Source organism: Oceanobacillus sp. M60, from assembly GCF_053839645.1.
In genome coordinates, this window is the sequence record NZ_JBSSNH010000003.1 from 535188 (window position 1) to 557927 (window position 22740).

A 22740-nucleotide genomic window follows, 5' to 3' on the forward strand; every position below is an offset into this window, starting at 1 on the left:
GGTAAGGATGTAAGAAATGAAAAAGCTGTTTATTCTGTTCGCGTCGCTGTTTGTTTTAACAGGATGCGAGCTGCTGGATTTTTTAGAAGACAATGAACCGGCAGAAGGAAGAGAATTAGTCACTGTGGAACGGGTCGTTGATGGTGATACTGTGATTGTTCATCTGGAAGATGGAACAAGAGAGCGGGTCCGCTTACTCTTGATTGATACCCCAGAAAGTGTGAAGCCTGATACGGAAGTACAGCCATTTGGCGAGGAAGCAAGTGATTTTGCCAAAGAACTGATGCCGGAAGGGGAAACGGTCGAGTTAGAAAGAGGAAATCCTGAAAGAGACGATTACGACCGGATGCTTGCCTATATCTGGGCAGATGGTGATAATGTTAACCAGTTATTAGTCGAAGAAGGGTATGCAAGGGTCGGCTTTGTGTATGAGCCGAATACAAAGTACTTAGAAGAGCTGGAGCAAGCGCAGGAAGAGGCAAAAGAACATGGAGAAAATATCTGGTCAATTCCCGGCTATGCAGAAAGCAGGTTTCACGAATATTAAAAAGCATGAAGGCTAAAAGCAGGCGATGTATCTTTTAAATGCATCGCCTGCTTTTTTTAGAGGTTTGCCCACGCTTCTCTGTCTATTCCATAGAGCAGCCATGGAGAATCTAATTCAAATGGATGAGCATTAGGCAGCTGGTCGATAATGGCTGCGGGAATATCAATCCATACATGGACTTTCTTATCTGGATGCTGTATTTGTAACGCATGCTGCGCTTTCGCAATAGTATTCCATAACCCTCTGCGCTGAAATAAATCTTTATATGGGTAAATAGCGTGAAGATACACCTCTTTTTTTATATTTTTCTTTGTAATTAATGGAGGATGGCCATTCTCTTGAAAGAATCGCCAGCTCTTTATTTGATCTTCTTGAAAAAGCTTAGGCGAGCTTGGAAAAGGATAATAGCATTCAAGCGGAAAAAACGTATTTTCATGAACATGGTATGTATTTAATAATTTCAGTTTTTCATCTGTCTGCGTTATTTCCCGCCAAGTTTCCTCTGCACCTGATATGCCATCCAATGTTTTTGCTGTACATCCATAAAATTCGGTCTGCTTTTCCAAATCGATACGGTTCAATACCTTTTGTGCCGGAGCGTTATGAGCTTGTGTGTTTGCACCTGCCCATTCCACGTCTTTGTTTTGGAATGCCTGATCCAGCACGTATTTAGTTATCCGATTGGAATACCCATTTCCTTGATAACGAATATCGCTTCTTAATCTGCCTAGCATGGCATAGGCGGATGCGAAAACAGAATAGCCGGCTGTGCTGACTAATTGATTATTATAAAAAAGTCCAAAAAGTACGTGGTTTCCAGTACATAAAATCTCAAAAATGCGTATAATATAATCATCTTCTATTTCTGTCTGCATATTTTCCATTAATATTTTATCGGATGGTAATAATTGTCGGATATAAGTATTCAAAAAATCACCTCATGTTCATTGTAGAAAGAAGTATCTGGTTTCGTCCAGCAATCTATTTTAAAAAAAGAGTTTAATTTCTTAATATTTAAAACGCTTACAAAAATAATGTCTTGAGACCAGAAACTTGAAAGAGTATAATGAAAGAAATGTAGATATTTAGGAGGGCTAACATGGCTACCATTCATAAAGGAGAAACAAAATTTTACGTTGGGGAGGATATCAAGGATCCGGAAGCAGAAATTACTTTTGTACAATCAGGATCGAACCGTTTAGTTATTGATCATACGTATGTGGCAAAAGAACTCCGAAGCCAGGGGATTGCTCAACAGCTGCTGGAGCAAGTTGTTCTATATGCACGAGAAAACGACAAATATATTATCCCTTTATGCCCGTTTGCAAAAAAACAAATGCAGAAAAATGAAGCGTATCATGACGTCCTTCAAAAGCAATTTATTTAAATGTATCTAACAATCAAAGAAACAGCAGCGTATTTATCAATAGATGAATCCATTGTGCGTACTTATGTTTTACAAGGGAAGATACGTGCGATTTATGATGGGGAAAACTATTTAATCAATAAAGAACAATTTACAACATATTTCGAACAGGTCGAGAAGTATAGGAAGGTCATTCAAGCATACTTAGATGAACCAATCCCAGAGGATATTGATGTGAAGGACGAGGATTAGCTTCTATTTCCAAGGGTGTATATAATGAAAAAGGTTTGTAAAAAATGAAATTCTATACGGTGTGTAAGAACAAAGGAGATTTAAGATGAAAAACAAAAAACGTCCCCGATCGAAAAAAGCTGCCCCTTTTTTGACTTACGAAGTGACGGAGCCGGGAGAACTATTTTCTTTTCTGAGAGGGGTTTTAGCGAACCGCAGCCGTAATTCCGTAAAGTCTATTTTAACCAGAGGACAGGTTTCTGTGAATGATCGCATTCAAACGCAGCATAATTACATGCTGGAAAAGGGACAGGTTGTTAAAATATTAAAGAATAAAGAAGCGGTGAAGCAGGAAGTCTTTATTGGCATGTCAATCGTTTATGAGGATGAAGATATTATTGTCATCGATAAAGAAGCAGGATTGCTTTCAATTGCGACGAAGGAAGAGAGAAGACAAACTGCTTTTCATCAGCTGATGGATTATGTAAAACAGGAGGATCCTGCCAACCGTATCTTTGTCGTCCATCGACTGGACAAGGAAACGTCTGGAGTAATGGTTTTTGCAAAAAGTGAAAAAGTGAAACGGAAACTCCAGGATAATTGGAAGGATATCGTGAAAGAAAGAACCTATGTTGTTTTAGTGGAAGGAAAGGTCGCCAAAGAAAAAGGGTATATCGTTTCCTGGTTAAAAGAAAGCCCGACACATAAAATGTATTCCAGCCGAGTTAAAAATGATGGGCAGCGGGCCGCGACGCGTTATCGGGTTATTCAATCCAATCAACAATTTTCATTGCTGGAGGTAGAGCTGGAAACGGGCAGAAAGAATCAAATCCGGGTCCATATGCAGGAGCTCGGCCATCCGGTAGTAGGCGATAAGAAATATGGCGGTGGAAATCGCCGTATACTTGGCCGGCTGGGTCTGCACGCAAAAGCGCTGGCACTTTACCATCCGAAAACAAATACACTGATGTTTTTCCGTTCAGATGTTCCTAAATCTTTCTATCATAAATCGAAATAGTAATCATAAAAGCCATTATCCAATTGTGCATGGATAATGGCTTTTTTTCATATAGGAAGAAGAAATACAGCCCAATAAAAAGAATTCTTAAATCGGTGCCCTTTCCAATGTTCTCCCTCCGCGTCCCACAGTTGTTTCTGCCTGCTGTAAGGAACGGTAAATGGCTTCTTCAATCACTTCTGCAACACCCTGGAAAAATTGGTTCATGATTGGATGATCGTCTCGAATCATTGTCATAGGCTCAATTATCTGATTGGCATGATGCTCAATTTTTGCGGCTGTGGAAAAGGCGATAGCGATATCTCCGCTTCCATTATCTATCGTGCTCCCTGTTCTCCCCAGCCCAACTGCACAACGCTTGGCAAGCCGTTTAAGCTGGCGGTCGGAAAATGGAGCGTCTGTAGCAAGAATCATCATAATCGATCCGTCAGGTGTATCCGGATTTTCTGTAGAATTCACAGGAAATAAAGCCTGTTCACGTCTGCCAAAATTACTTACAACTAGTGTGCCAAGCGTATATTTTTTGTTTTCAGCAGAGATGATTCTGGAAGAAGTGCCAATGCCTCCTTTATATCCTAAACACTGCATGCCGGTTCCGGCACCCACTGCTCCTTCCAGACTGCTTTCGGATGTTGCGTTTTGAATAGCATTTCCAGCATGCTCCGGTTTGACAGCTTGTAAGCGGATGCTGTTCAAGTACCCGTCATTGCATTCCCCCACAACTAAATTGATTGTGCCTGCTGTATCACCGATTTCTTCTGTCTCCTCCAGCATATAAGCTAAGGTTCCCTGCATCACTGCTCCGACACTTAGGGTATTTGTCAGCATAATAGGGGCTTCTAAAACACCAAGCTCGTCTATCTGCATTAACCCTGTTGTTTTCCCAAATCCATTAATAACAGCATTTCCAGCGATAACTTTTTTTCTGAATATATTTCCGGTATGAGGCAATATAGCTGTAACTCCCGTGCAAATCGTATCTGTTTCATTCAGGTGCTCATACAGCGTCACGTGACCTACTTGCACGTCGGGGACATCTGTAATACAGTTTTTTGTTCCTTTTGGTAATGTCATACACTTCAAAACCTTTCATTTTTAAGTAAATTATAACAAACGGGATAACGTTTGTATGGCATAGACGGTATCGGAGAAATTAAGACAGAGGTGATTAAATGAGGAGAAATAAAAAAATTAACATGTTAATGATTAGTTTGCTTCTTTTTTTACTAACAATACACCCTGCATATGCAGAGGGAGTGCAGGAGGGAACAGAGATTGGGGATAAAGCGCCGGATTTCACGCTGGAAACACTAGACGGGGAAACCCTGCAATTGTCTGACTTTCAAGGCGAGCGGGTCATGATTAATTTCTGGGCAACCTGGTGTCCGCCTTGCAAGCAGGAAATGCCGGATATGGAGCGGTTTTATCAGGGGCATGATCCAATCATTCTTTCCGTAAACTTAACGGATGAAGAAATGAGTACGGAGAAAGTGGGGCAATTTATCCAAGAACTTGAACTGACCTTTCCTGTTTTATTAGATAAAGAAGGTGAAGTCAGTAATTTGTATCGAATTCAGCCGATTCCCGTGACGTATATGGTTGATGCAGAAGGAATCATTCAATTTAAATCGATTGGCGCTTTAAGTTATGAGCAGATGATGAAGCAGTTTGAGCAGATGAAGAAAGAATAATTCGTAAAGATTTAAAAACAAGCATGAAATCTTTATCTATAAGCGGAAATACTTGTTTTATCACGGAGGACTGTCCGTAAAACTCCCACGGAGTGAAGTTTCGTTTTATGGCATTATAATAGAGGCTGCGTTTGAACATCGATAAGGAACAGGATTTTTAATTAAACATGAATAAATGAACGTCTCCTTTACGAAAAGATAATGAATATAGATAGAAAAATGCCTGCGTATGCGATAAAATATACGTTAGGCGTTTTTTTTATAGATAGTAAAATCAAGAATACATAGATAACCTAAACTTTAAGGAGGCGTTAGAAATGAAATTACTGCTTGGACAATTTGTGATTATTCTCATTGTGTGGGTTGGCCTGCTTACATTTTTTCAAGAGATGAGTCAAGCCAGTCAGCTTATTTTCTACTTGGTTACTTCATGGTTATTATTACTTATCGTTCTAATGATTAAGACGTGGATTAAGGAAAAGAAAGAGTCTGATAAATCATAATCATATTTTTATGAAGGAAGTGATGCGTGATGTTACGTATTGAAAATATCAGCAAGTCTTATGGAGATAAAAATCTGTTTACAAATATCCATGCGGCCATCGGTGAATTGGAGCGAATCGGTTTGATTGGCGTGAATGGAACAGGGAAGTCAAGCTTTTTAAAAGTCATTGCAGGAATAGATGATCCGGATCAAGGTGAAATAAAACACGCAAAGGATTATCAGATTGAATATATTGCACAGGAAATGGATCTTTATGAGGAATTAACGGTGATTGAGCAGATTTACTATGGAGAATCAGAGCAAATGAGACTGATGCGTGCTTATGAACAAGCCCTGTTAAATTTGGAGAAGGAACCGGAGAACGAGTCGTTTCAGGGGAAGCTGTTACAGCTGCAGCAAAAAATGGATCAGGCAGAGGCATGGGAGGCTAATGCTAATGCAAAAACAATTTTAACGAAGCTTGGGATTACAGCTTTTGACAAGAAGGTTCATGAGTTATCTGGCGGACAACGGAAAAGGGTTGCTATTGCTAAAGCGCTGATTCAGCCTGCTGATCTGCTTATTTTAGATGAGCCTACCAACCATCTTGATCACGAAACGGTCGAATGGCTGGAGAAATATTTACAGAGCTATCGCGGCTCGATTTTATTAGTGACGCATGACCGTTACTTTCTGAACCGGGTAACTAATCGTATTTTTGAACTGGATAAAGGAAATCTCTATGTTTATGAAGGGAATTATGAACTGTTTTTAGAGAAAAAAGCAGAACGAGAAGCGCAGGAAATAAGTGATGAGCAAAAGCATCGCAATACATTAAAGCGAGAACTTGCCTGGCTGAAACGAGGGGCTAAGGCGAGGTCGACGAAGCAGCGTGCCCGGGTCGAACGGGCAGAGGAAATGAAGGAAAAGAAATTTGATACGAAAAAAGAAAATCTTGCTATTCAAGCGGGCTCGAAGCGGCTTGGAAATGACGTTATTGACCTGACGGAAATCTCAAAGGATTTTGGCCGGCAGACACTGATTCATGATTTCTCCTATCAGATTATTCCTGGGGACAGAATTGGTATTATAGGTCCTAATGGTACAGGTAAAACAACCTTGCTCAATATGATGGCAGAGCGTATTTCGCCTGATAAGGGAGAGGTAAAGATCGGCGAGACAGTGCGAATCGGTTATTATACCCAGGATGACGAAGATTTGGATGGAGATTTGCGTATTATCGAGTATATTAAAGAAGTAGCCGAAGTCATGCATACTGCAGATGGTCAGGTAATTACCGCAGAGCAGCTGCTGGAGCAATTTCTATTTCCAAGAGCACAGCAATGGTCTTATATACGCACGTTATCAGGCGGTGAGAAACGGCGCCTTTATTTACTCAAAGTATTGATGCATGAACCAAATGTTTTGTTTTTAGATGAACCGACAAATGATCTAGATACGCAAACGCTGGCTGTTTTAGAAGAATATCTGGAGTCGTTTCCAGGAGTCGTAGTTACCGTTTCGCATGATCGTTATTTCCTGGACCGTATTGTAGACAAGCTTTTTGTATTCAAAGGGGAAGGGGAGGTTTCTGTTTATTATGGAAACTACAGCGAATTCCTGGAAACCAACGCGATTCAAAAGCAGACAAAGGCTTCAGTTCCGAAAGAATCAAAAGCGGCTGTATCTGTAAAAACGAAAAAGAAATTATCTTACATGGAACAGCGTGAGTGGGAAACAATAGAGGATGAAATTACTCAGCTCGAATCACGATTGACCGAAATTGAACAGGAAATTGCGGAAGCTGGAAGTGATATTGGCAAGGTACAGCCTTTATTTACAGAACAGCAAGAGGTAGAAGATAAATTAGAAGAAAAGATGCAACGCTGGGAAGAATTATCATTATTGAAAGAAAGCTTTGAATCAGGAAAATGATTTGGTGAAATTAATTTTGAAGTTATACAAAAACTGGGTAGCATTCGGTTGTTTCGCGTGTTATACTTACGTTGGAAAATCACCAGATAGGTTAAAAAAGTCTAGTGTGAAGGCGCTGAACGCACCTGTAACTAGCTAAAGCTTCTTTTATTGCGCATAGCAATATTAGTCCCTGATCCTCAATTAAAACAATCTATCACTTCTCAAATTGAAAAGAAAAGTTTTTACATGTTTCATTTTTACGAGTATAAGGGAATATAGAGAAGAAGAGCGTACCTTATTTTGGAATTGATTAATCAAGGAGGTCATTAAATGAAGCTTTTTCAAGTAAGAAAAGGTCAGTTTGTATTTTATGAAAATGAATTGCATAAGGTATATTCTGTCAAACCAATGTTCAAAAAATCTGTTCACATGTATCGGTTAAAGGATATGAAACAAGTATTAACAACCGCAAAAGATATTAATTTTTACCGTCCTAAACATAATGATACATTTATTTTTTATGGTAAAAGATATACGATTGATCAATATGCAAAACCAAAAGCTGGTGATTATATTTTGATTGTGAAGCCTACTCCGGACTTTTTAGATCATTATTCATTAAATGAAATCGAGAAGGTAGAGCGGGTAGAAGACGGAAATGTAATTACAACACGCGATAATGGTGTTAAACATAGTGAATATGTTGTGATGGTTCCAGGGAAAGCCGAGGCAAGCCAAGAAATTGCTTATTTCGATAAATCCCTTGTTCCGGAAGAAAAACAGCTGCAGGATGAATCGATTTCTTATTTAGCAGAGAATGATGATGCATTACAGCCTGCTGTCGGGGATATTTATTTGGATATCCATAATAATACCCGGGCGATGATTGTAGCGATGACGGATGATGAGATTGTATTTGGTCACGGCGTCCGTGTGCATGTTGCAGAATTATTAGATGAAACAAGATATGAATTAGTTTATCAATTTGAAGATCATTAAAAACAAGCCGGCTGGATGTTATCAGCCGGCTTGTGTCATTTATTTGCTTTTTTCCATTGTTCCCTTGCTTTATATCCTAAAATATTAATAGCATCCTTAGAGCCTGAATAAATCGGGTTGTAGCCAAGCTCCAGGTCGGTTAAATCATCTACAGTGAGTTTTCCTTTAATTGCTGTGGCTAATACGGCCATGCGCTTATCCGCTCCCTTTGGCCCGATAACACTGCCTCCTAATAATTGTCCGGATTTCGGGTCAAATACAATCTTCATCCAGAGCTTTTCCGAACCGGGATAGTAGCCGGCATGAGAATAACCTTTGGACAGAACTGCTTCAAAAGGGATATCTAATTTATCCAACGCATCTTCATTTTGCCCGGTGATAGCAACCGTTAAATCAAAAACACGGAAAATAGATGAACCTAAAATCCCGTCACGCTGAATCTTTTCGCCGTTTAAATGGGATGCAATAACAAAAGCCTGACGATGCGCCGGCCATGCCAATGCTACATGTGCTGGCTTTTTTGTAATAAAATCAACTTCCTCGACAGCATCTCCCAGCGCATAAATAGCAGGGTCGCTGGTCTGCATGACATCATTCACTTTAATTGCCCCGGTTTCTCCTAATTCCAAGCCAGCATCTTTTGCCAGCTCAATATTTGGTGTAATACCGACAGCCATTAATGTCATATCTGCCTGAAGGCTTTTTCCGCTTTGAAGATGCAGGGTAGTGCCGTGATTGGAGTAACTTTCCAATTTATCATTCAGATAAAGATCTACCCCGTTCTCTGTTATATGTTCATCGACATGGCTTGCCATATCAGCATCTAACCTTGACATGACATGCTCGGAATGGTCGACAAGCGAGCATTGGAGTCCTCTTCTATGCAGATTCTCAAGCATTTCCAAGCCGACAAATCCGCCGCCGATAATGGCTGCTGTTTTTGGTTTTTTATCTGAAATAAATGCTTCTATCCGGTCCATATCCTCGATGATCCGCAATGTGAACGTATTGGATTCCATACCATCTAAATCCGGCATAACAGCCCGTGCTCCGGGAGAAAGAATCAATGTATCATAGTCCATCTCATAGGGTTTATTATTTTTTTCAAAGAAAATGGTTTTCTTTTCTCTTTCAATATGTGTAACCTCTGCATAGGTTTCAATAGAAAGCTGATATTTCTCTGCAAAATCATTTTCAGAATAAATCACCCGATCCCGGTCCGTAATTTCTCCTCCAATAAAATAGGGCATTCCGCAGTTAGCAAAGGATACATAACCAGATCGTTCAAGAATATGAATTTCAGAATTGGGGTCGTTTCTCCGTATTTGTGCTGCGACCGTAGCACCGCCGCCGACACCGCCGACAATAACAATTTTATTTACCATACTCAAATGGCTCCTTTCCAAATGGCTTCTTAAAATAGCATAGTATTAGTTCATTACTATATAGTTCCCGTTATTGTCCGATTTAAAAAGTGTTTATGCAATAAAAAAACAAGAACACCACTTAAAACATCGGTGTTCTTGCCAAGGAGATGTCCGCTCCGACAGTTTTCGATGGGGCGAGTAATCTTCAATGTTGTCAGGTTAATGCGACCGCTGCGACGGGTTATGGTGGGGTGAGTAATCGCAACCCCAGAAAGACACTACGCATTCCATGGGCCCCGAGCTCATCTCCTTTACAGAAGACTTGCTGATTGGCAAGCCGACAGGCGCAGACAGAAGCAAAGTCGCACTTATGCCCCGCGGGTAGAAAAAAAGAAGTTCACTTTTTTTTGCGGGGTCTTCACCTGTTGCTTTTCCCGCAGGAGTCGACAACATCCGCTCTCATCTAAGAATAACTATGTTTTATTTACTTTTTTATAAAGAAATAACACAAATTCTGGAGCGGCTGTATTCAGCATTTTTTTATATGCTTTCTTATTCTTTAAAAAAATCTCCCTGCAAAAGCAGAGAAATTTTATTCGCTTTATTAAAACAGCTCGAATATTCCAAGTGAATAAAGGAAAACAATCACGATTGTAATTGGGGCAACCCAACGTAATATCTGGTACCATACTTGGAACATTCCGTTGCCAAAAGGATTTCCTGCATGAAATTCTTGCTCGACTAATGCACGATTCATTTTAAATCCTACAAATAAGGCGATAAATAAACAGCCGACAGGAAGCATAATGTTGCTGACTAAGAAATCACTTGCGTCGAATGCTGTTTTTCCGAAAATGTGAAAATCAGCAAGGGCATTGGATGATAAAGCGGCTGGTATCCCAAAGATAAATACGGCCACTCCGGCAACCCAGGCAATTTGTTTCCGGGAAGCTTTTACTCTTTCATTCACTGAAGAGGTAATAATCTCCAGCATACTAAACGAAGAAGTTAAAATCGCAAATAAGAATAAGAACAAGAACAAGCTCAAGAATAATTCACCAAAAGGCATTTGCGAGAATGCTTCCGGAAGAACGATAAATAATAATCCAGGTCCTTCCGTCGGTTCAAGACCAAATGAGAATACAATTGGAAAGATCGCTAATCCGGCAAGTAAGGATACCAGAATGTTCATAACAGAAACAGAAGCTGCTGATTTTGTTAAGCTGACATTTTTAGCCAGATACGAGCTGTAGGTTACCATTACAGAGATTCCGATTGCCAGTGAAAAGAAGGCCTGTCCCAATGCATATAAAATATTTTCACCATTTAACTGGGAAAAATCAGGCTGCAGGAAGAAACGTACGCCTTCCATGGCACCTTCAAAGGTTAATGCACGAATCACGATAATAATGAAAAAAAGAAATAATAAAGGCATCAGTATTTTACTATATTTTTCAATACCATTCTGAATCCCATTAGAGATAACAAAGGAATTTAAAAATACGAAGAATGCGAGTCCTGCAATCGTAAGCAGCGGGTTTCCGGTAATGGTATCAAATAAAGCAGCATAATCACCGTTATCTGAGATAACCATACCTGGGATAGACATCAGACTGTAAATCAGTACCCAGCCCCCGACAACACTGTAAAAGGACATTAAAATAAAAGCCCCGGCAACGCCCCAATGCCCAATAAATGAAAAGATACTCCGTTTGAGGGTTAGTTTTTGATAAGCGCTGACAGCTTCCTTCTGGGCGCCGCGGCCAATAACAAATTCGGCAATAAGCAGCGGAAGGCCAATCAGAACAGTAAATAATATAAATATAAAGAAAAATGCTCCCCCGCCGTTCATCCCGGTCATGTAAGGGAATTTCCAGATAGCACCCAAACCGACTGCGGCACCGGCAGAGGATAAAATAAATCCAAGTCTTGTTGACCATTGTTCTGTCTGTTTTTCCATATTCGTAAAATCCTTCCTCTATAAAATCAATGTCCAGTATATCATAAAACGGAGCTTCCTTCAGCGGGGAGTTTTATTCTGGCATAAACATAACTTTATCGATTCCTTTGAGTACTGGGATATCCTTTAGAGCCTTTTAATAAAGGACAACCTTTCCTAAAGAATAAGAATGGTTATAGAAATAGCTGGATATAACCGCTCCAACAGGTTTTTTGGAGTGAGTAATCTTAGGCCGCGGAAATACACTTCGCTTCCCGCAGTGGACATCTTCTTAGCAAGAATACGGATGTTTAAAAAACTAAGTGATATTTTTGGTTTTCTTAGTCTTTCCAATATAAAGCAAGAAAAGCCCATTAATGAAGGAGAATAGATTTTTCTAAGCCGCTCATACTAATTCTAAGTATATCAATTAGTAACAACAAAAGGAGAGGACAGAAGTTGAACAATCCTTATATAAAGACCTCAATTGGCCTCTATTTAAACTTTTTCATGCTCGGCATGATCAATATTATTATTGCTTCTAATATGGGTAATTTATCTCGACTGTATGATGTGACTCCCTCTCAGGTCAGTTTTCTCGTTTCAGCTATCGGTATTGGGAAATTAGCGGCTTTATTTTTTGTGGGCAGGCTTTCTGACAAAATCGGCCGTAAGCCAATTATTATTGCGGCGAGTTTTTTGTATTTACTGTTTTTGCTCGGTATGCCGCTGACATCAAGCTATTATTTAGCATTTGCATTCGCGATTACTGCTGGGATTGCTAACTCGTTATTGGATTCAGGGACATACCCGGCGCTGATTGAATCATTTCCGAAAAAATCGAGCACAGCAACTGTTTTAGTTAAAGCTTTTGTCTCTATTGGAGCAACCGTTTTACCATTCTTGATTTCCTTTTTAGCAGCAAATGGCATATTTTGGGGATGGTCATTCTTTATCCTCGGTATTCTTTATGTCATTAGCGGCGTTTACTTGTTCTTTATGCCTTTCCCAGACGTAGAAAATGGCGATGCTTCAGAAGATGAGGAATCAGATAAAGAACAGGATAAGAAAGCATTAAAAGCCAAGCCATCCATGATGCGAGAAGGCCTTGCTATTATCTTAATTGGTTTTACTTCAACGGCATTATTTGTTGTTTGGCAAACATGGTTACCTGAACTTGGCGAACAGTTTATCGGCTTAAGTGAACATGATTCTGTTCAGCTGCTCAGCTATTTCAGCGTTGGTGCTCTGGTTTCAGTAATATTGCTTGCTGTAGTTCTGGATCGATTTATTAAGCCGATTACTGTTTTAATCGTTTATCCAATTATAGCTTTTATTGCAATGCTTTTACTGTTCTTTGTTGAGTCCTACCCGGTTGTTCTGGTCAGCACCTTCTTATTAGGATTATTTACCTCAGGACTTTTCCAGCTGGCGTTAAGTATCATGACTGATTTTTTCCGGAAAAACAAAGGAACAACAACAGCTTATGTAAATATTGCATCAAGTGCCGCTTTTATTTTGGTTCCAATCATTACCGGGTCACTTGTTGGTTATATTGGAATCAGCATGACCCTTGTGTTTGATATGGTGATTGCAGTACTGGGTATTCTGTTAGCACTTTATATCGCTTCCCGAAGAAAAAAGATTTTTTCTTAAGGGTAAGAATAAAATAGAGGAGATGGATAGGATGGCAGCAGATTTTGAAAAAAACTTAGAAAAAATAGATGGTTACACGAAATTGGTTGGGCTTCTCGCTACACCGATTGGGCACAGCTTATCTCCGCGTATGCACAACTTAGGCTATACGCTGAAAGATTTAAATTATGCATACCTTGCATTTGAAGTAGGCAACGATGAATTAGAGAAGGCTGTAGAAGGTATGAAAGGTATAGGAGCTATTGGGTTTAACATATCGATGCCAAACAAAATGGAAGTGATTCAATACTTGGACGAGCTTGATGAAGGTGCGAAGCATGCTGGTGCTGTCAATACTGTTGTGAACGAAAACGGCAAGCTAAAAGGATATAACACAGACGGGCTTGGTTATGTGTCTAATTTGCTTGAACACGGCGTCGAACTTAAAGGACAAAAAGTCACATTAGTTGGTTCTGGCGGGGTTGCTACACCAATTGCCACGCAGCTTGTTCAATCAGGTATCCGGGAAATTAGTGTTTTCGCCCGTGATGATAAATTTTTCAGCAATGCAGAAAAAAACGTGAAATACATCAATGAAGAAATGCAAGAATACCAAGTAAAAGCAAATATTTTACCGCTTGAGGATAAAGAAGCATTTCGCCGCGAAGTTGCTGAAAGCCTCGTTCTTGCTAATGCTACAAGCCTTGGTATGAAGCCGCTTGATGATCTGAGCATTATCGACGATACGTTAGACGTGCTTCGTGATGATCTTGTTGTTACCGATGTAGTGTACAACCCGCAGCGCTCAAAGCTGCTCCAGCAAGCAGCAGAAGGTGGCAGTACAGCGATTAATGGCCTTGGCATGATGCTTTGGCAGGGGGCGCTTGCATTCGAAAAATTCACTGGTGAGGAAATGCCTCGTGAAAAAATAAAAAAAATCATGTTTTAATTGAAGCAACCTAAAAAAGCGTTTGATTGGCTGGATGCAGTTTGGTTTTAACCGGACTTTATCCAGCTAATTTTTTTAACGATGAAGATGAAGACTGTCTATTATCCGTCAAACATAAGTCAATGTAAGTATATATGTCAATTTCTGAAAATTATTTGAAATTAGTTGTAAACATATTGGCAGTTCCATTATACTAAAATTAGAAAGAGTAAATTATTTTGTGAGAAAGAAGAACGCAAGACCAAATTAATCTTTTTGAATCTTTCAAAGAGTCCGGGAAACGGTCAGCGTATTTCAAGCTATATGAATTTTATAATCATCTCAAATCAATTTGATGAATGAACTTACCTGAGAAATGTGATTGAATCATTTTTTAAAAGGGAGGAAATCAAAATGATAACGCTTACAAAAGAAGAGAGAAATTTAAAAAACTTTATTAACGGTGAATGGACAGAGGTAACAAATAAGGAAAAGGTCTATAATCCGGCAAATGGAGAAGTAATTGCAGAAGTTCCTAATTCCGGTGCAGAAGCAATTACACAGGCAGCAGAATCAGCACGTATTGCACAAAGGGAGTGGGCACTGGTACCTGCGCCGCAGCGTGCAGAACTATTGTATAAAGCAGGAACAATGATGAAGGAACGGAAGGAAAGGTTATCTCAGCTATTAACATTGGAAAACGGGAAAGTCATTGAAGAAGCACGGGGAGAGGTTCAAGAAGGAATCGATATGGCTTTTTATATGGCAGGAGAGGGAAGGCGTTTATTTGGGCAGACTACCCCTTCTGAATTAAAGGATAAATTTGCGATGAGCGAGAGATGCCCAGTCGGGGTGGTCGGGATTATCACGCCATGGAATTTCCCGATTGCAATTGCGACATGGAAATCGTTTCCAGCAATTGTTTCCGGGAATGCAGTTATCTGGAAGCCTTCCTCGGAAACCCCGCTTATGGCAAATGAATTAGCAAGGATTTTTGAGGAAGCAGGACTGCCAAAAGGAATTCTTCAAGTTGTCTATGGTTCTGGTGCTATCGTCGGGCAGGCAATGATTGAGCATGATGCAATCCGTGTTATTTCATTCACCGGCTCCAATGAAACAGGCAGAAAGGTAGCAACGGAATGCGGGAAACAATTGAAAAAGGTTTCCCTTGAAATGGGCGGGAAGAATGCTGTGATTGTAATGGAAGATGCAGATATTGATTTAGCCGTAGAAGGGATTCTCTGGAGCGCCTTTGGAACAAGCGGCCAGCGCTGTACCGCCTGCAGCCGCGTTATTGTCCATAAGGCTGTTCGAAAAACACTGGAAGAACGTTTATTAAAAGCGATGAAAAACCTGACGATAGGAGATGGACTTGATTCCAATAATAAGATTGGTCCAATCATTAATCAGACCGGCTTAGATAAAATCTTAAAATATATAGAAATTGGGAAAGAAGAAGGAGCAAAATTAGCTGCTGGCGGCAAACAGCTTACTGTAGAAAATTATGAGAAAGGCTTTTACTTTGAACCGACGCTATTTACTGACGTTTCGATAGATATGCGAATTGCACAGGAAGAAATTTTTGGGCCGGTTGTTTCACTCATTGAAGTAAATAATTTTGAAGAAGCCATTGCTGCAAATAATAAGGTGAAGTATGGCTTATCCAGTTCTATATTCACAAAGGATGTCAATCGAGTTTTTCAAGCGCAGCGTGATTTAGATACGGGGATTGTTTACGTCAATGCCGGAACAACAGGAGCGGAAATCCATTTACCTTTTGGAGGAACAAAGGGCACGGGGAATGGCCATCGTGATTCCGGTGTGCAGGCGCTTGATGTTTTTACAGAATGGAAGGCAGTCTATGTCGATTATAGCGGGAAGCTGCAGCGTGCCCAAATTGATACAGATGCATAGACTATCATGATAGGTTGCCTTGAAAAGCAGGAAGCGAAAAGGAGGAATTAGCATGAAAATAGGAGTGTTAGGAACCGGCCTCATGGGAAAAGAGGTTGCAAGAGATTTGGCAAATAGTGAGGGCATCAAAGAAATTGGTCTTGCAGATATCGATTTAGGGCGGGCTCAGGATATTTGTTATCAGCTTCAATCGCCTCTGATGACGGCCTATCAGGTAAATGCAAAAAATGAAGCGGAGCTCGCTGATTTTATGAGCCGTTTTGATGTAGTAGTGAATGCTTTATTTTATACCTTTAATGAGACGGTTGCGAAAACAGGCATCAAAGTGGGCACCTCGGTCGTAGATCTGGGAGGTCATATTGACCATATTACGGATAAAGTGCTGGAGCTGGAAGGAGAGGCGAGGGCTGCCGGTGTAACGATTATCCCTGATTTAGGTGTAGCCCCCGGTATGATCAATATATTATCCGGTTATGGTGCCAGCAAATTAGAAAAAGCAGCTTCCATTCAATTATTTGTAGGCGGGATTCCTGTCCAGCCGGAAGCTCCTTTAAAATATAATCATGTATTTTCTATGGAAGGTGTATTAGATCATTATACCGATCCATCAGAGATTATCCGGAATCATAAATTAATCACCGTGCCATCCTTATCTGAAATAGAGCCGATAGAATTTGCTGATTTTGGAGAGTTGGAGGCATTTCACACCTCAGGCGGAACGTCAACACTGACAAAGTCTTTTCCTTATTTAGAGACATTAGAATATAAAACAATACGTTATCCCGGGCATGCAGAAAAATTCAAGCTACTGGTCGATTTGAATTTAACCAGAAACAATTATGAGGTGGTTATCGATGGCGTAAAAGTCAGCCCCCGCAAGGTTTTGCTGAAGGTGCTTGACCCCATTGTTGATTTAAAGGATAAAGAGGATGCTGTTTTATTACGTGCTGTGATTACAGGCTATAATAAGCGTGTAGAAACAATATTCACCTATGAAATGGTAACGTATAAAGATCAGGAGACAGGCGTGACGGCGATGGCACGGGCGACAGCAAACACCATATCTATTGCTGCACAGATGATTGCAGGAGGGGTTGTCACCAAAAAAGGAGTGTATCCGCCTGAAAAAATCATCCCGGGAAAAGCTTATATTAACGAAATGGCGAAAAGGGGAGTAATAATAAAAGAAAAAATATCGATGGAAACACACTCCACAGTTTCTTGACAAAGATAAACTAATACAGAAAACGATTTCATTAAAGAGCACGAGAAAAAGAACTCCCCTATTGGTATTTTAAAAAAAGGAAGAACCTTTGGTTGATTTTACTCAAAAGAGACGATTGTACTTTAAATATAAAAGATGGAGAGAGAAACTAAGTGAGCTCGTTGCTTCGTTTCTTTCTAACATTCTTTTAGACAGCTTTAAAAAGCCCTTTAAAACTCTAATTTTTAAAAGGAAAAGCTATTTTAATCATATACAGGGGTTATAAGTCCCCGTATATGATTATGATAGAGCAAAAATGAATTAAATATCGCAATTTATTCTATTTCTGGGTGCACCTCAGAGAAAAATAAATTCTATTTTGCTGCTTTTTGTAATTTGTGAATCATTTTCAACGCCCGTCCAGTTCCAATAGCAACAGATTCTAACGGATTTGGAGCAATATGAACAGGAACGCTAAGCTCTTCTGCAAGCCACTCCTGCATTCCATTTAGTTGAGAACCGCCGCCTGTAAGAACAATCCCGTTATCAACGATGTCACCACTCAATTCTGGCGGGCATTCTTCTAATGTTGAACGAATCGTTTCTAAAATTTGTTCTAAAGATTCTTTTAAGGACGCATAAATTTCGGTAGAAGTAACTTCGATTGTTTTTGGAAGTCCAGTAACCATATCACGGCCGCGGATTTCCATTGTTTCTTCTTTATGATTTGGATGTGCATACCCAATTTCCATTTTGATATTTTCGGCAGTGCGCTCTCCGATTAAAATATTATATTGCTTCCGGATATGCTGAATAATTTCTTCATCCATTTTATCTCCTGCAGTACGTACAGAGTTACAGGATACAATACCTCCAAAGGAAATAATACCAACCTCTGAAGTACCGCCTCCGATATCCACGATCACATTTGCATAAGGCTCATCCACCGGTAAATCCGCACCGATTGCTGCAGCAACAGGCTCTTCAATTAAATGAACTTGTTTTGCGCCATAGCTTGATACCGCATTATGAATCGCTCTTCTTTCTACGCTTGTGCTGCCTGATGGGGTACATACAATGACATTCGGTTTACGCATAGACATCCCTAATGTTTTGCTTACCTTTTTAAGTAATTCCTTCAGTAATTGAGCAGTAACGTCATAATCTGCAATTACCCCATCCTTTAAAGGGCGGATCGGGATGATATTCTTCGGCGTCTTACCGACCATTTCCTTTGCTTCTGTTCCGACAGCCATTACTTGCTTTGTATTCACGTCAATTGCTACTACACAAGGTTCGTTTAAAACAACTCCCTTTGATTTTGAATACACCAGAATATTTGCAGTTCCTAAATCAATACCAATTTCAGCACTTGAAAACATATATAAAATCCTCCATTATAATTCCATTTTTATTTTTGATTCTAGACAGAAAAGATAAGCTACGGCACTTTTCCATATAAGTACGTGTTCAAAAAGACCAGTAAATAAGACCAAGAAGTTCCTTTTCCAACGCCTTATTTTTATTGGATTTCTAAATTTCCTCTGTAAGTGAATATTCAATAAACCTCAAAAAGAATGAAAAAACATTTCTTTATAAAGTCTGTTTCATATCCGTTTTTATACATTTCATACATATACATATCTAAATTTAAATGATTACATTTTTTGATTCTTTATAGTAATAATGTACAAATCACGACAAAATATCGTAACCAGCGCAGCGTGTATTTTAAATCGGCTGCTGCTATAGGTCTGCTGGTTATCGATAAATAATAACAAAATTATTTCATTTTCTTAAAATACTATTCTATCAAATGATTGCTTTTTTGGGGGTATTGAACTCCCTTTATTATATAGAAAGAACTAGTTTTTAAAATAAAACATAAGCAAAATGAAATCAAGTAACATTTCTGTTACAAATGTGCTTATGATGTAACATTAGACCTGCTGTAGAAACTTGTCAATATTCATTTTATAGAAATGATTTCCTGTCAATTGAGTAATTTCCAAAGCAGGAGAATTATACTTCATTTAGAATAGTAGATTTGATAAGGTTTTACAAGTTTAGAAGCAAAAAAATAGAGTGGGAAAAAGAGCTCTGGTAAACCTTGCCTTGATTATTTCAAATATTACAGAAAACCCTGTGTTATGATGATTTCGCACAAAACAAAACAACAAAAAAAGGAGTGTATGTGCATGTTTAAGAAAGTAGGCATTGCTACTGCATTGTCAGCAACCGTATTATTTGGAGGAGCGTTCGTTTCAGATGTAGAAGCATCTGCAAATTCAGGGGCCCTTCCTCAAAATTCCGCACAGAACGATTATACTGTGAACGGGCAAGGTTGGGACACATTAAATACGAGCAATTTCGATTGCTTTAATACGATAAACGGAGAAGCAGCTCCAAATACAGAAGCTGAGGCGCCAGCTGAAAATCAGTCATCTGAAGAAGCAAATCAGGAAGAGGCTGGAAATCAGGAAGCAGCTCAGCAAAATCAAGAAAATAATCAAGCGGATGGAGAGGTAAGTCAATTTGAGCAAGAAGTAGTTGACTTAACTAACCAAGAAAGAGAAAAAGAAGGTCTTGCACCGCTTGAAATAGACACTGAGTTAAGTGAAGTCGCTCGCGCGAAATCACAAGATATGCAAGAAAATAACTACTTCGATCATAATAGCCCGAACTATGGTTCTCCATTTGATATGATGCAAAGCTTCGGTATTGATTACAATACTGCGGGTGAAAATATTGCTCAAGGACAGCAATCTCCAGAAGAAGTTGTAGATGCATGGATGAACAGCCAAGGACACCGTGAAAACATCATGAATGGTGATTTCACTCACATTGGAATTGGTCATGTAGAAGATGGCAACTATTGGACTCAAATGTTTATTGGAAAATAAACAGATTCTTTTAATAGAATAAGATAAATGAAAAACCTTCCGCGTGAATGACAATGCTTTTTATTGAAGAGCCATTCATACGGGAGGTTTTTTACATAAGATGCTGAATATATCCGCTCCAACGGGTTTCATGGGGTGAGTAATCGCAACCCCAGAAATACACTTCGCTTCCCGTAGCGGATATCTCTTCGGCAAGAACACCGATGTTTTAAAGACCAAGCGGTATTCTTGGTTTTTCTTACATAAGATGCTTCATGCTACAATAGTGAAAACCACAAAAATGCTGTAATGACAGAAGTTTTTGTGGTTTTTAGCTGCCGAAAAAAGGAGTGCTTTTTTATCATTTGGTTGATTGTTCCGGCCAAACTCTCTGTCAGGTAAGAAAATAAATGCATCATGGAAAAGATTGACGGCTAAAATGATGATTTACGGGGTATAGTTTTTATAAGAAGTTTTAGAATGAAGATAGTTTCAATTTATAGTAAAGGGGTGTCAAAATGGTACAAGGACATGTGAATTTAAATACAGAAAAAACGGAGCAATGGATTCAAGAATATGTAGATGGCTGGGTAGAGTTTTTTAAAAAACAGACAGACACTGGAAAAGTTGCTGATTATATACCAAAATTAGAAGAAGCAGATCCCAATTCTTTAGGCATTACGATTATTGGTAAGAAAGGAACAGAAATCCGCTCTGGTGATGTGGAGCATGAGTTTTCTATTCAAAGTATTTCTAAAGTTCTTAGCTTTATTACGGCATGTATGGACAGAGGAATAGCTTATGTCCTGCAAAGAGTGGATGTGGAACCGACAGGGGAAGCGTTTAACTCTATTATGCACTTAGAAGTTAAGGGACACCAGAGGCCATTTAATCCTCTGGTCAATTCAGGAGCAATTACTACCTCATCATTATTAAGCGGGAACACATCAGATGAAAAGCTGGAGCCATTATTTCAATTAATGGAAAAAATAATCGGCCGCCGTCCGGAAATTGATATTGATGTATATGTATCGGAACGTGATACTTCCATGCGAAATCGAGCCATTGGTTATTACTTATTAGAAGAAGGGTATTTAGAATCGGATTTAGGAGTAACCTTAGAAACATATTTTAAGCAATGCTCGATTAATGTTACGACAGATGATTTAGCCCGTATAGGCCTGGTTCTTTCGAATGATGGCATTCACCCTGAAACAGAAGAAATAATTATTCCCAGGAATATCGTACGTATTGCCAAATCTTTAATGTTGACATGCGGGATGTATGATGCTTCAGGGAAATTTGCTTCTTATGTCGGTATTCCTGCAAAGAGTGGTGTTTCAGGCGGGATTCTGGCAGTTGTCCCTCCAAGAGTGCGTGAAAATGAGTTGCCATTTTTAAGCGGCTGTGGTATTGGTGTATTTGGACCAGCTTTGGACAAGCAGGGAAATAGTGTTGCAGGAATTAAATTACTCCGTCATATTGCGAACAGCTGGGATTTGAGTTTGTTTTAACTAAATATTTTTCGACAAAAATGGAAACAGAATAACAACTTTCTGCAATTTAGTCTTTGCTTATCAGACTAAGTTGCTTATAATGGAGTTAATGTAGAATATCCCAGCCTTTTTTTAATATTTGGGGTATAGAATGGGAAGAGCTTTTTTAAAAGCAGTAGAGAAATAAGTAATGAGGTGTGTAGGTATTGGTGCGTGTATTATTTGTATGTTTAGGGAATATCTGCCGTTCCCCGATGGCGGAAGCGATATTTCGAGATTTTGTGGAGAGAGAGCAGCTGGAAAAGAAGATTCAGGTTGATTCTTGCGGAACCGGCGACTGGCACCTTGGGGAATCACCGCATTCCGGGACAAGGGAGATACTTGAGCAGCAGGGGATTTCCTGTGATGGAATGGAATCAAGATTGCTGACAGCAGATGATTATGAGCGATTTGATTATATGGTTGCGATGGATCAGAATAATTATAATTCACTTACAGAATCCAACAATCAGGAAAAGGCAGCTATCGTGAAATTAATGGAATTTGTGGAAGACATAGAAGAAGAGGATATCCCTGATCCATATTATACCGGGGATTTCGATCAGACATATCGATTAGTTTCAGAGGGCTGCCATGGGCTGCTTCAATTTTTAAAAGAAAAGCATCATTTAGATTAAAGGAGAGATACTAATGGGAAAACGTAAAATTATTTTAGGTGTTGTAGCAGGAGCGGTAGCAGGAGGTGCAGTAGCGTTATTGGATAAAGAAGCACGCAGTTATGCCTGCGGAAAAGTAAAAGAGGTAAAATCTGCTTCATCTTATTATATCAGCAATCCTTCTGAAGCAATTCAAGGTCTGCAAAGTACAGTGGACAAGGTGAACGAAGCTTTTGAAAGCGGGTCAGCCAATGCAATGAATGCTTTAGAGCAAGTAGAACAAACATTAGATAAAGTAACGAATAAATTTTCAAATAAAGAAATAGAATAGTATAGGATGTTCAAATTTGAAGGATTAAAGTGCGTGTTCAAAAATTCCAGCAACGCAGAAATTTGCCGTGGCATTTGTATTGGGATTTTTGGACATCCCCTTAAAGTGAAAGTTAAAAAAAGGAATGTTTATCTT

Annotated in this window: 21 protein-coding genes; 16 read left to right on the top strand and 5 right to left on the bottom strand. The window is 39.4% G+C overall.

All coding sequences use genetic code 11. The features are described from left to right. Positions 1-16: 16 nt before the first annotated feature. The gene (locus ACW0TQ_RS10510) at positions 17-547 is read left to right on the top strand and encodes a thermonuclease family protein (protein ID WP_052485027.1); all 531 of its coding nucleotides are present in this window, start codon (positions 17-19) and stop codon (positions 545-547) included. Positions 548-603: 56 nt separating this feature from the next. Here the strand turns inward: ACW0TQ_RS10510 and ACW0TQ_RS10515 are convergent, their stop codons facing one another. Then, entirely contained in the window at positions 604-1476 is an 873-nt protein-coding gene (locus ACW0TQ_RS10515; protein ID WP_042533363.1) for a GNAT family N-acetyltransferase, read from the bottom strand. Between the two features lie 170 nt (positions 1477-1646). Between ACW0TQ_RS10515 and ACW0TQ_RS10520 the strand changes: the two genes are divergently transcribed. The 3 genes from ACW0TQ_RS10520 to ACW0TQ_RS10530 all read left to right on the top strand — a co-directional run bounded on the left by ACW0TQ_RS10520 (position 1647) and on the right by ACW0TQ_RS10530 (position 3162). Then, positions 1647-1934 (top strand): GNAT family N-acetyltransferase, encoded by a 288-nt coding sequence (locus tag ACW0TQ_RS10520; protein ID WP_042533365.1) that lies wholly within the window; start codon positions 1647-1649, stop codon positions 1932-1934. Next, on the top strand, positions 1935-2165 hold the full coding sequence (locus ACW0TQ_RS10525) for an excisionase family DNA-binding protein (protein WP_042533367.1): 231 nt from the start codon (positions 1935-1937) through the stop codon (positions 2163-2165). An 85-nt stretch (positions 2166-2250) separates the two neighbouring features. After that, a complete protein-coding gene (locus ACW0TQ_RS10530) occupies positions 2251-3162 on the top strand; it encodes an RluA family pseudouridine synthase (RefSeq protein WP_042533369.1) in 912 nt (303 codons plus the stop codon). 87 nt (positions 3163-3249) lie between these two features. Here the strand turns inward: ACW0TQ_RS10530 and ACW0TQ_RS10535 are convergent, their stop codons facing one another. After that, entirely contained in the window at positions 3250-4236 is a 987-nt protein-coding gene (locus ACW0TQ_RS10535) for a P1 family peptidase (protein WP_332094484.1), read from the bottom strand. A 98-nt stretch (positions 4237-4334) separates the two neighbouring features. On the opposite strand from ACW0TQ_RS10535, the gene ACW0TQ_RS10540 reads away from it, so the two are divergent. The 4 genes from ACW0TQ_RS10540 to ACW0TQ_RS10555 all read left to right on the top strand — a co-directional run bounded on the left by ACW0TQ_RS10540 (position 4335) and on the right by ACW0TQ_RS10555 (position 8253). After that, a complete protein-coding gene (locus ACW0TQ_RS10540; RefSeq protein ID WP_332094483.1) occupies positions 4335-4853 on the top strand; it encodes a TlpA family protein disulfide reductase in 519 nt (172 codons plus the stop codon). A gap of 317 nt (positions 4854-5170) precedes the next feature. Further along, on the top strand, positions 5171-5356 hold the full coding sequence (locus ACW0TQ_RS10545; RefSeq protein ID WP_042533375.1) for a hypothetical protein: 186 nt from the start codon (positions 5171-5173) through the stop codon (positions 5354-5356). A gap of 29 nt (positions 5357-5385) precedes the next feature. Then, positions 5386-7272 carry an ABC-F family ATP-binding cassette domain-containing protein gene (locus tag ACW0TQ_RS10550; RefSeq protein WP_455725635.1) on the top strand — a complete coding sequence of 629 codons (1887 nt, stop codon included), beginning with the start codon at positions 5386-5388 and terminating at the stop codon, positions 7270-7272. Between the two features lie 312 nt (positions 7273-7584). Continuing rightward, positions 7585-8253: a hypothetical protein gene (locus ACW0TQ_RS10555; protein WP_042533379.1), complete on the top strand. Its 669-nt coding sequence runs from the start codon at positions 7585-7587 to the stop codon at positions 8251-8253. Positions 8254-8288: 35 nt separating this feature from the next. On the opposite strand, the gene ACW0TQ_RS10560 is transcribed toward ACW0TQ_RS10555, so the two are convergent. Together ACW0TQ_RS10560 and ACW0TQ_RS10565 are read right to left on the bottom strand one after the other, a co-directional pair. Next, complete coding sequence (locus tag ACW0TQ_RS10560; RefSeq protein ID WP_256706035.1) at positions 8289-9638, bottom strand: CoA-disulfide reductase; 1350 nt, start codon at positions 9636-9638, stop codon at positions 8289-8291. Positions 9639-10224: 586 nt separating this feature from the next. Further along, positions 10225-11580, bottom strand: a complete 1356-nt coding sequence (locus tag ACW0TQ_RS10565; protein ID WP_042533383.1) for a sodium-dependent transporter — start codon at positions 11578-11580, stop codon at positions 10225-10227. 438 nt (positions 11581-12018) lie between these two features. On the opposite strand from ACW0TQ_RS10565, the gene ACW0TQ_RS10570 reads away from it, so the two are divergent. The 4 genes from ACW0TQ_RS10570 to ACW0TQ_RS10585 all read left to right on the top strand — a co-directional run bounded on the left by ACW0TQ_RS10570 (position 12019) and on the right by ACW0TQ_RS10585 (position 17261). Beyond that, positions 12019-13215, top strand: coding sequence for an MFS transporter (locus ACW0TQ_RS10570; protein ID WP_256706036.1), 1197 nt, complete (start codon positions 12019-12021; stop codon positions 13213-13215). A gap of 31 nt (positions 13216-13246) precedes the next feature. Next, positions 13247-14143: a quinate/shikimate dehydrogenase gene (locus ACW0TQ_RS10575; protein ID WP_455725636.1), complete on the top strand. Its 897-nt coding sequence runs from the start codon at positions 13247-13249 to the stop codon at positions 14141-14143. Between the two features lie 393 nt (positions 14144-14536). Continuing rightward, the gene (locus ACW0TQ_RS10580) at positions 14537-16036 is read left to right on the top strand and encodes an aldehyde dehydrogenase family protein (protein WP_042533389.1); all 1500 of its coding nucleotides are present in this window, start codon (positions 14537-14539) and stop codon (positions 16034-16036) included. Positions 16037-16088: 52 nt separating this feature from the next. After that, positions 16089-17261 carry a saccharopine dehydrogenase family protein gene (locus ACW0TQ_RS10585; protein WP_042533391.1) on the top strand — a complete coding sequence of 391 codons (1173 nt, stop codon included), beginning with the start codon at positions 16089-16091 and terminating at the stop codon, positions 17259-17261. A gap of 353 nt (positions 17262-17614) precedes the next feature. Here the strand turns inward: ACW0TQ_RS10585 and mreBH are convergent, their stop codons facing one another. Beyond that, the gene (gene mreBH, locus ACW0TQ_RS10590; RefSeq protein WP_042533393.1) at positions 17615-18622 is read right to left on the bottom strand and encodes a rod-share determining protein MreBH; all 1008 of its coding nucleotides are present in this window, start codon (positions 18620-18622) and stop codon (positions 17615-17617) included. An 816-nt stretch (positions 18623-19438) separates the two neighbouring features. Between mreBH and ACW0TQ_RS10595 the strand changes: the two genes are divergently transcribed. The 4 genes from ACW0TQ_RS10595 to ACW0TQ_RS10610 all read left to right on the top strand — a co-directional run bounded on the left by ACW0TQ_RS10595 (position 19439) and on the right by ACW0TQ_RS10610 (position 22605). Next, positions 19439-20143: a CAP domain-containing protein gene (locus tag ACW0TQ_RS10595; protein WP_455725637.1), complete on the top strand. Its 705-nt coding sequence runs from the start codon at positions 19439-19441 to the stop codon at positions 20141-20143. 497 nt (positions 20144-20640) lie between these two features. After that, the gene (locus ACW0TQ_RS10600; protein ID WP_042533397.1) at positions 20641-21636 is read left to right on the top strand and encodes a glutaminase; all 996 of its coding nucleotides are present in this window, start codon (positions 20641-20643) and stop codon (positions 21634-21636) included. Positions 21637-21827: 191 nt separating this feature from the next. Beyond that, positions 21828-22295: a low molecular weight protein-tyrosine-phosphatase gene (locus tag ACW0TQ_RS10605; RefSeq protein ID WP_306432744.1), complete on the top strand. Its 468-nt coding sequence runs from the start codon at positions 21828-21830 to the stop codon at positions 22293-22295. Positions 22296-22308: 13 nt separating this feature from the next. Beyond that, positions 22309-22605 carry a hypothetical protein gene (locus ACW0TQ_RS10610; protein WP_042533401.1) on the top strand — a complete coding sequence of 99 codons (297 nt, stop codon included), beginning with the start codon at positions 22309-22311 and terminating at the stop codon, positions 22603-22605. The last annotated feature ends 135 nt before the right edge of the window (positions 22606-22740 follow it).

Coding starts and splice junctions, on each gene's coding strand:
- ACW0TQ_RS10510 (WP_052485027.1), top strand. CDS start 17: ATGAAAAAGCTGTTTATTCTGTTCGCGTCGCTGTTTGTTTTAACAGGA.
- ACW0TQ_RS10520 (WP_042533365.1), top strand. CDS start 1,647: ATGGCTACCATTCATAAAGGAGAAACAAAATTTTACGTTGGGGAGGAT.
- ACW0TQ_RS10525 (WP_042533367.1), top strand. CDS start 1,935: ATGTATCTAACAATCAAAGAAACAGCAGCGTATTTATCAATAGATGAA.
- ACW0TQ_RS10530 (WP_042533369.1), top strand. CDS start 2,251: ATGAAAAACAAAAAACGTCCCCGATCGAAAAAAGCTGCCCCTTTTTTG.
- ACW0TQ_RS10535 (WP_332094484.1), bottom strand. CDS start 4,236: ATGACATTACCAAAAGGAACAAAAAACTGTATTACAGATGTCCCCGAC.
- ACW0TQ_RS10540 (WP_332094483.1), top strand. CDS start 4,335: ATGAGGAGAAATAAAAAAATTAACATGTTAATGATTAGTTTGCTTCTT.
- ACW0TQ_RS10545 (WP_042533375.1), top strand. CDS start 5,171: ATGAAATTACTGCTTGGACAATTTGTGATTATTCTCATTGTGTGGGTT.
- ACW0TQ_RS10550 (WP_455725635.1), top strand. CDS start 5,386: ATGTTACGTATTGAAAATATCAGCAAGTCTTATGGAGATAAAAATCTG.
- ACW0TQ_RS10555 (WP_042533379.1), top strand. CDS start 7,585: ATGAAGCTTTTTCAAGTAAGAAAAGGTCAGTTTGTATTTTATGAAAAT.
- ACW0TQ_RS10560 (WP_256706035.1), bottom strand. CDS start 9,638: ATGGTAAATAAAATTGTTATTGTCGGCGGTGTCGGCGGCGGTGCTACG.
- ACW0TQ_RS10565 (WP_042533383.1), bottom strand. CDS start 11,580: ATGGAAAAACAGACAGAACAATGGTCAACAAGACTTGGATTTATTTTA.
- ACW0TQ_RS10575 (WP_455725636.1), top strand. CDS start 13,247: ATGGCAGCAGATTTTGAAAAAAACTTAGAAAAAATAGATGGTTACACG.
- ACW0TQ_RS10580 (WP_042533389.1), top strand. CDS start 14,537: ATGATAACGCTTACAAAAGAAGAGAGAAATTTAAAAAACTTTATTAAC.
- ACW0TQ_RS10585 (WP_042533391.1), top strand. CDS start 16,089: ATGAAAATAGGAGTGTTAGGAACCGGCCTCATGGGAAAAGAGGTTGCA.
- mreBH (WP_042533393.1), bottom strand. CDS start 18,622: ATGTTTTCAAGTGCTGAAATTGGTATTGATTTAGGAACTGCAAATATT.
- ACW0TQ_RS10595 (WP_455725637.1), top strand. CDS start 19,439: ATGTTTAAGAAAGTAGGCATTGCTACTGCATTGTCAGCAACCGTATTA.
- ACW0TQ_RS10600 (WP_042533397.1), top strand. CDS start 20,641: ATGGTACAAGGACATGTGAATTTAAATACAGAAAAAACGGAGCAATGG.
- ACW0TQ_RS10610 (WP_042533401.1), top strand. CDS start 22,309: ATGGGAAAACGTAAAATTATTTTAGGTGTTGTAGCAGGAGCGGTAGCA.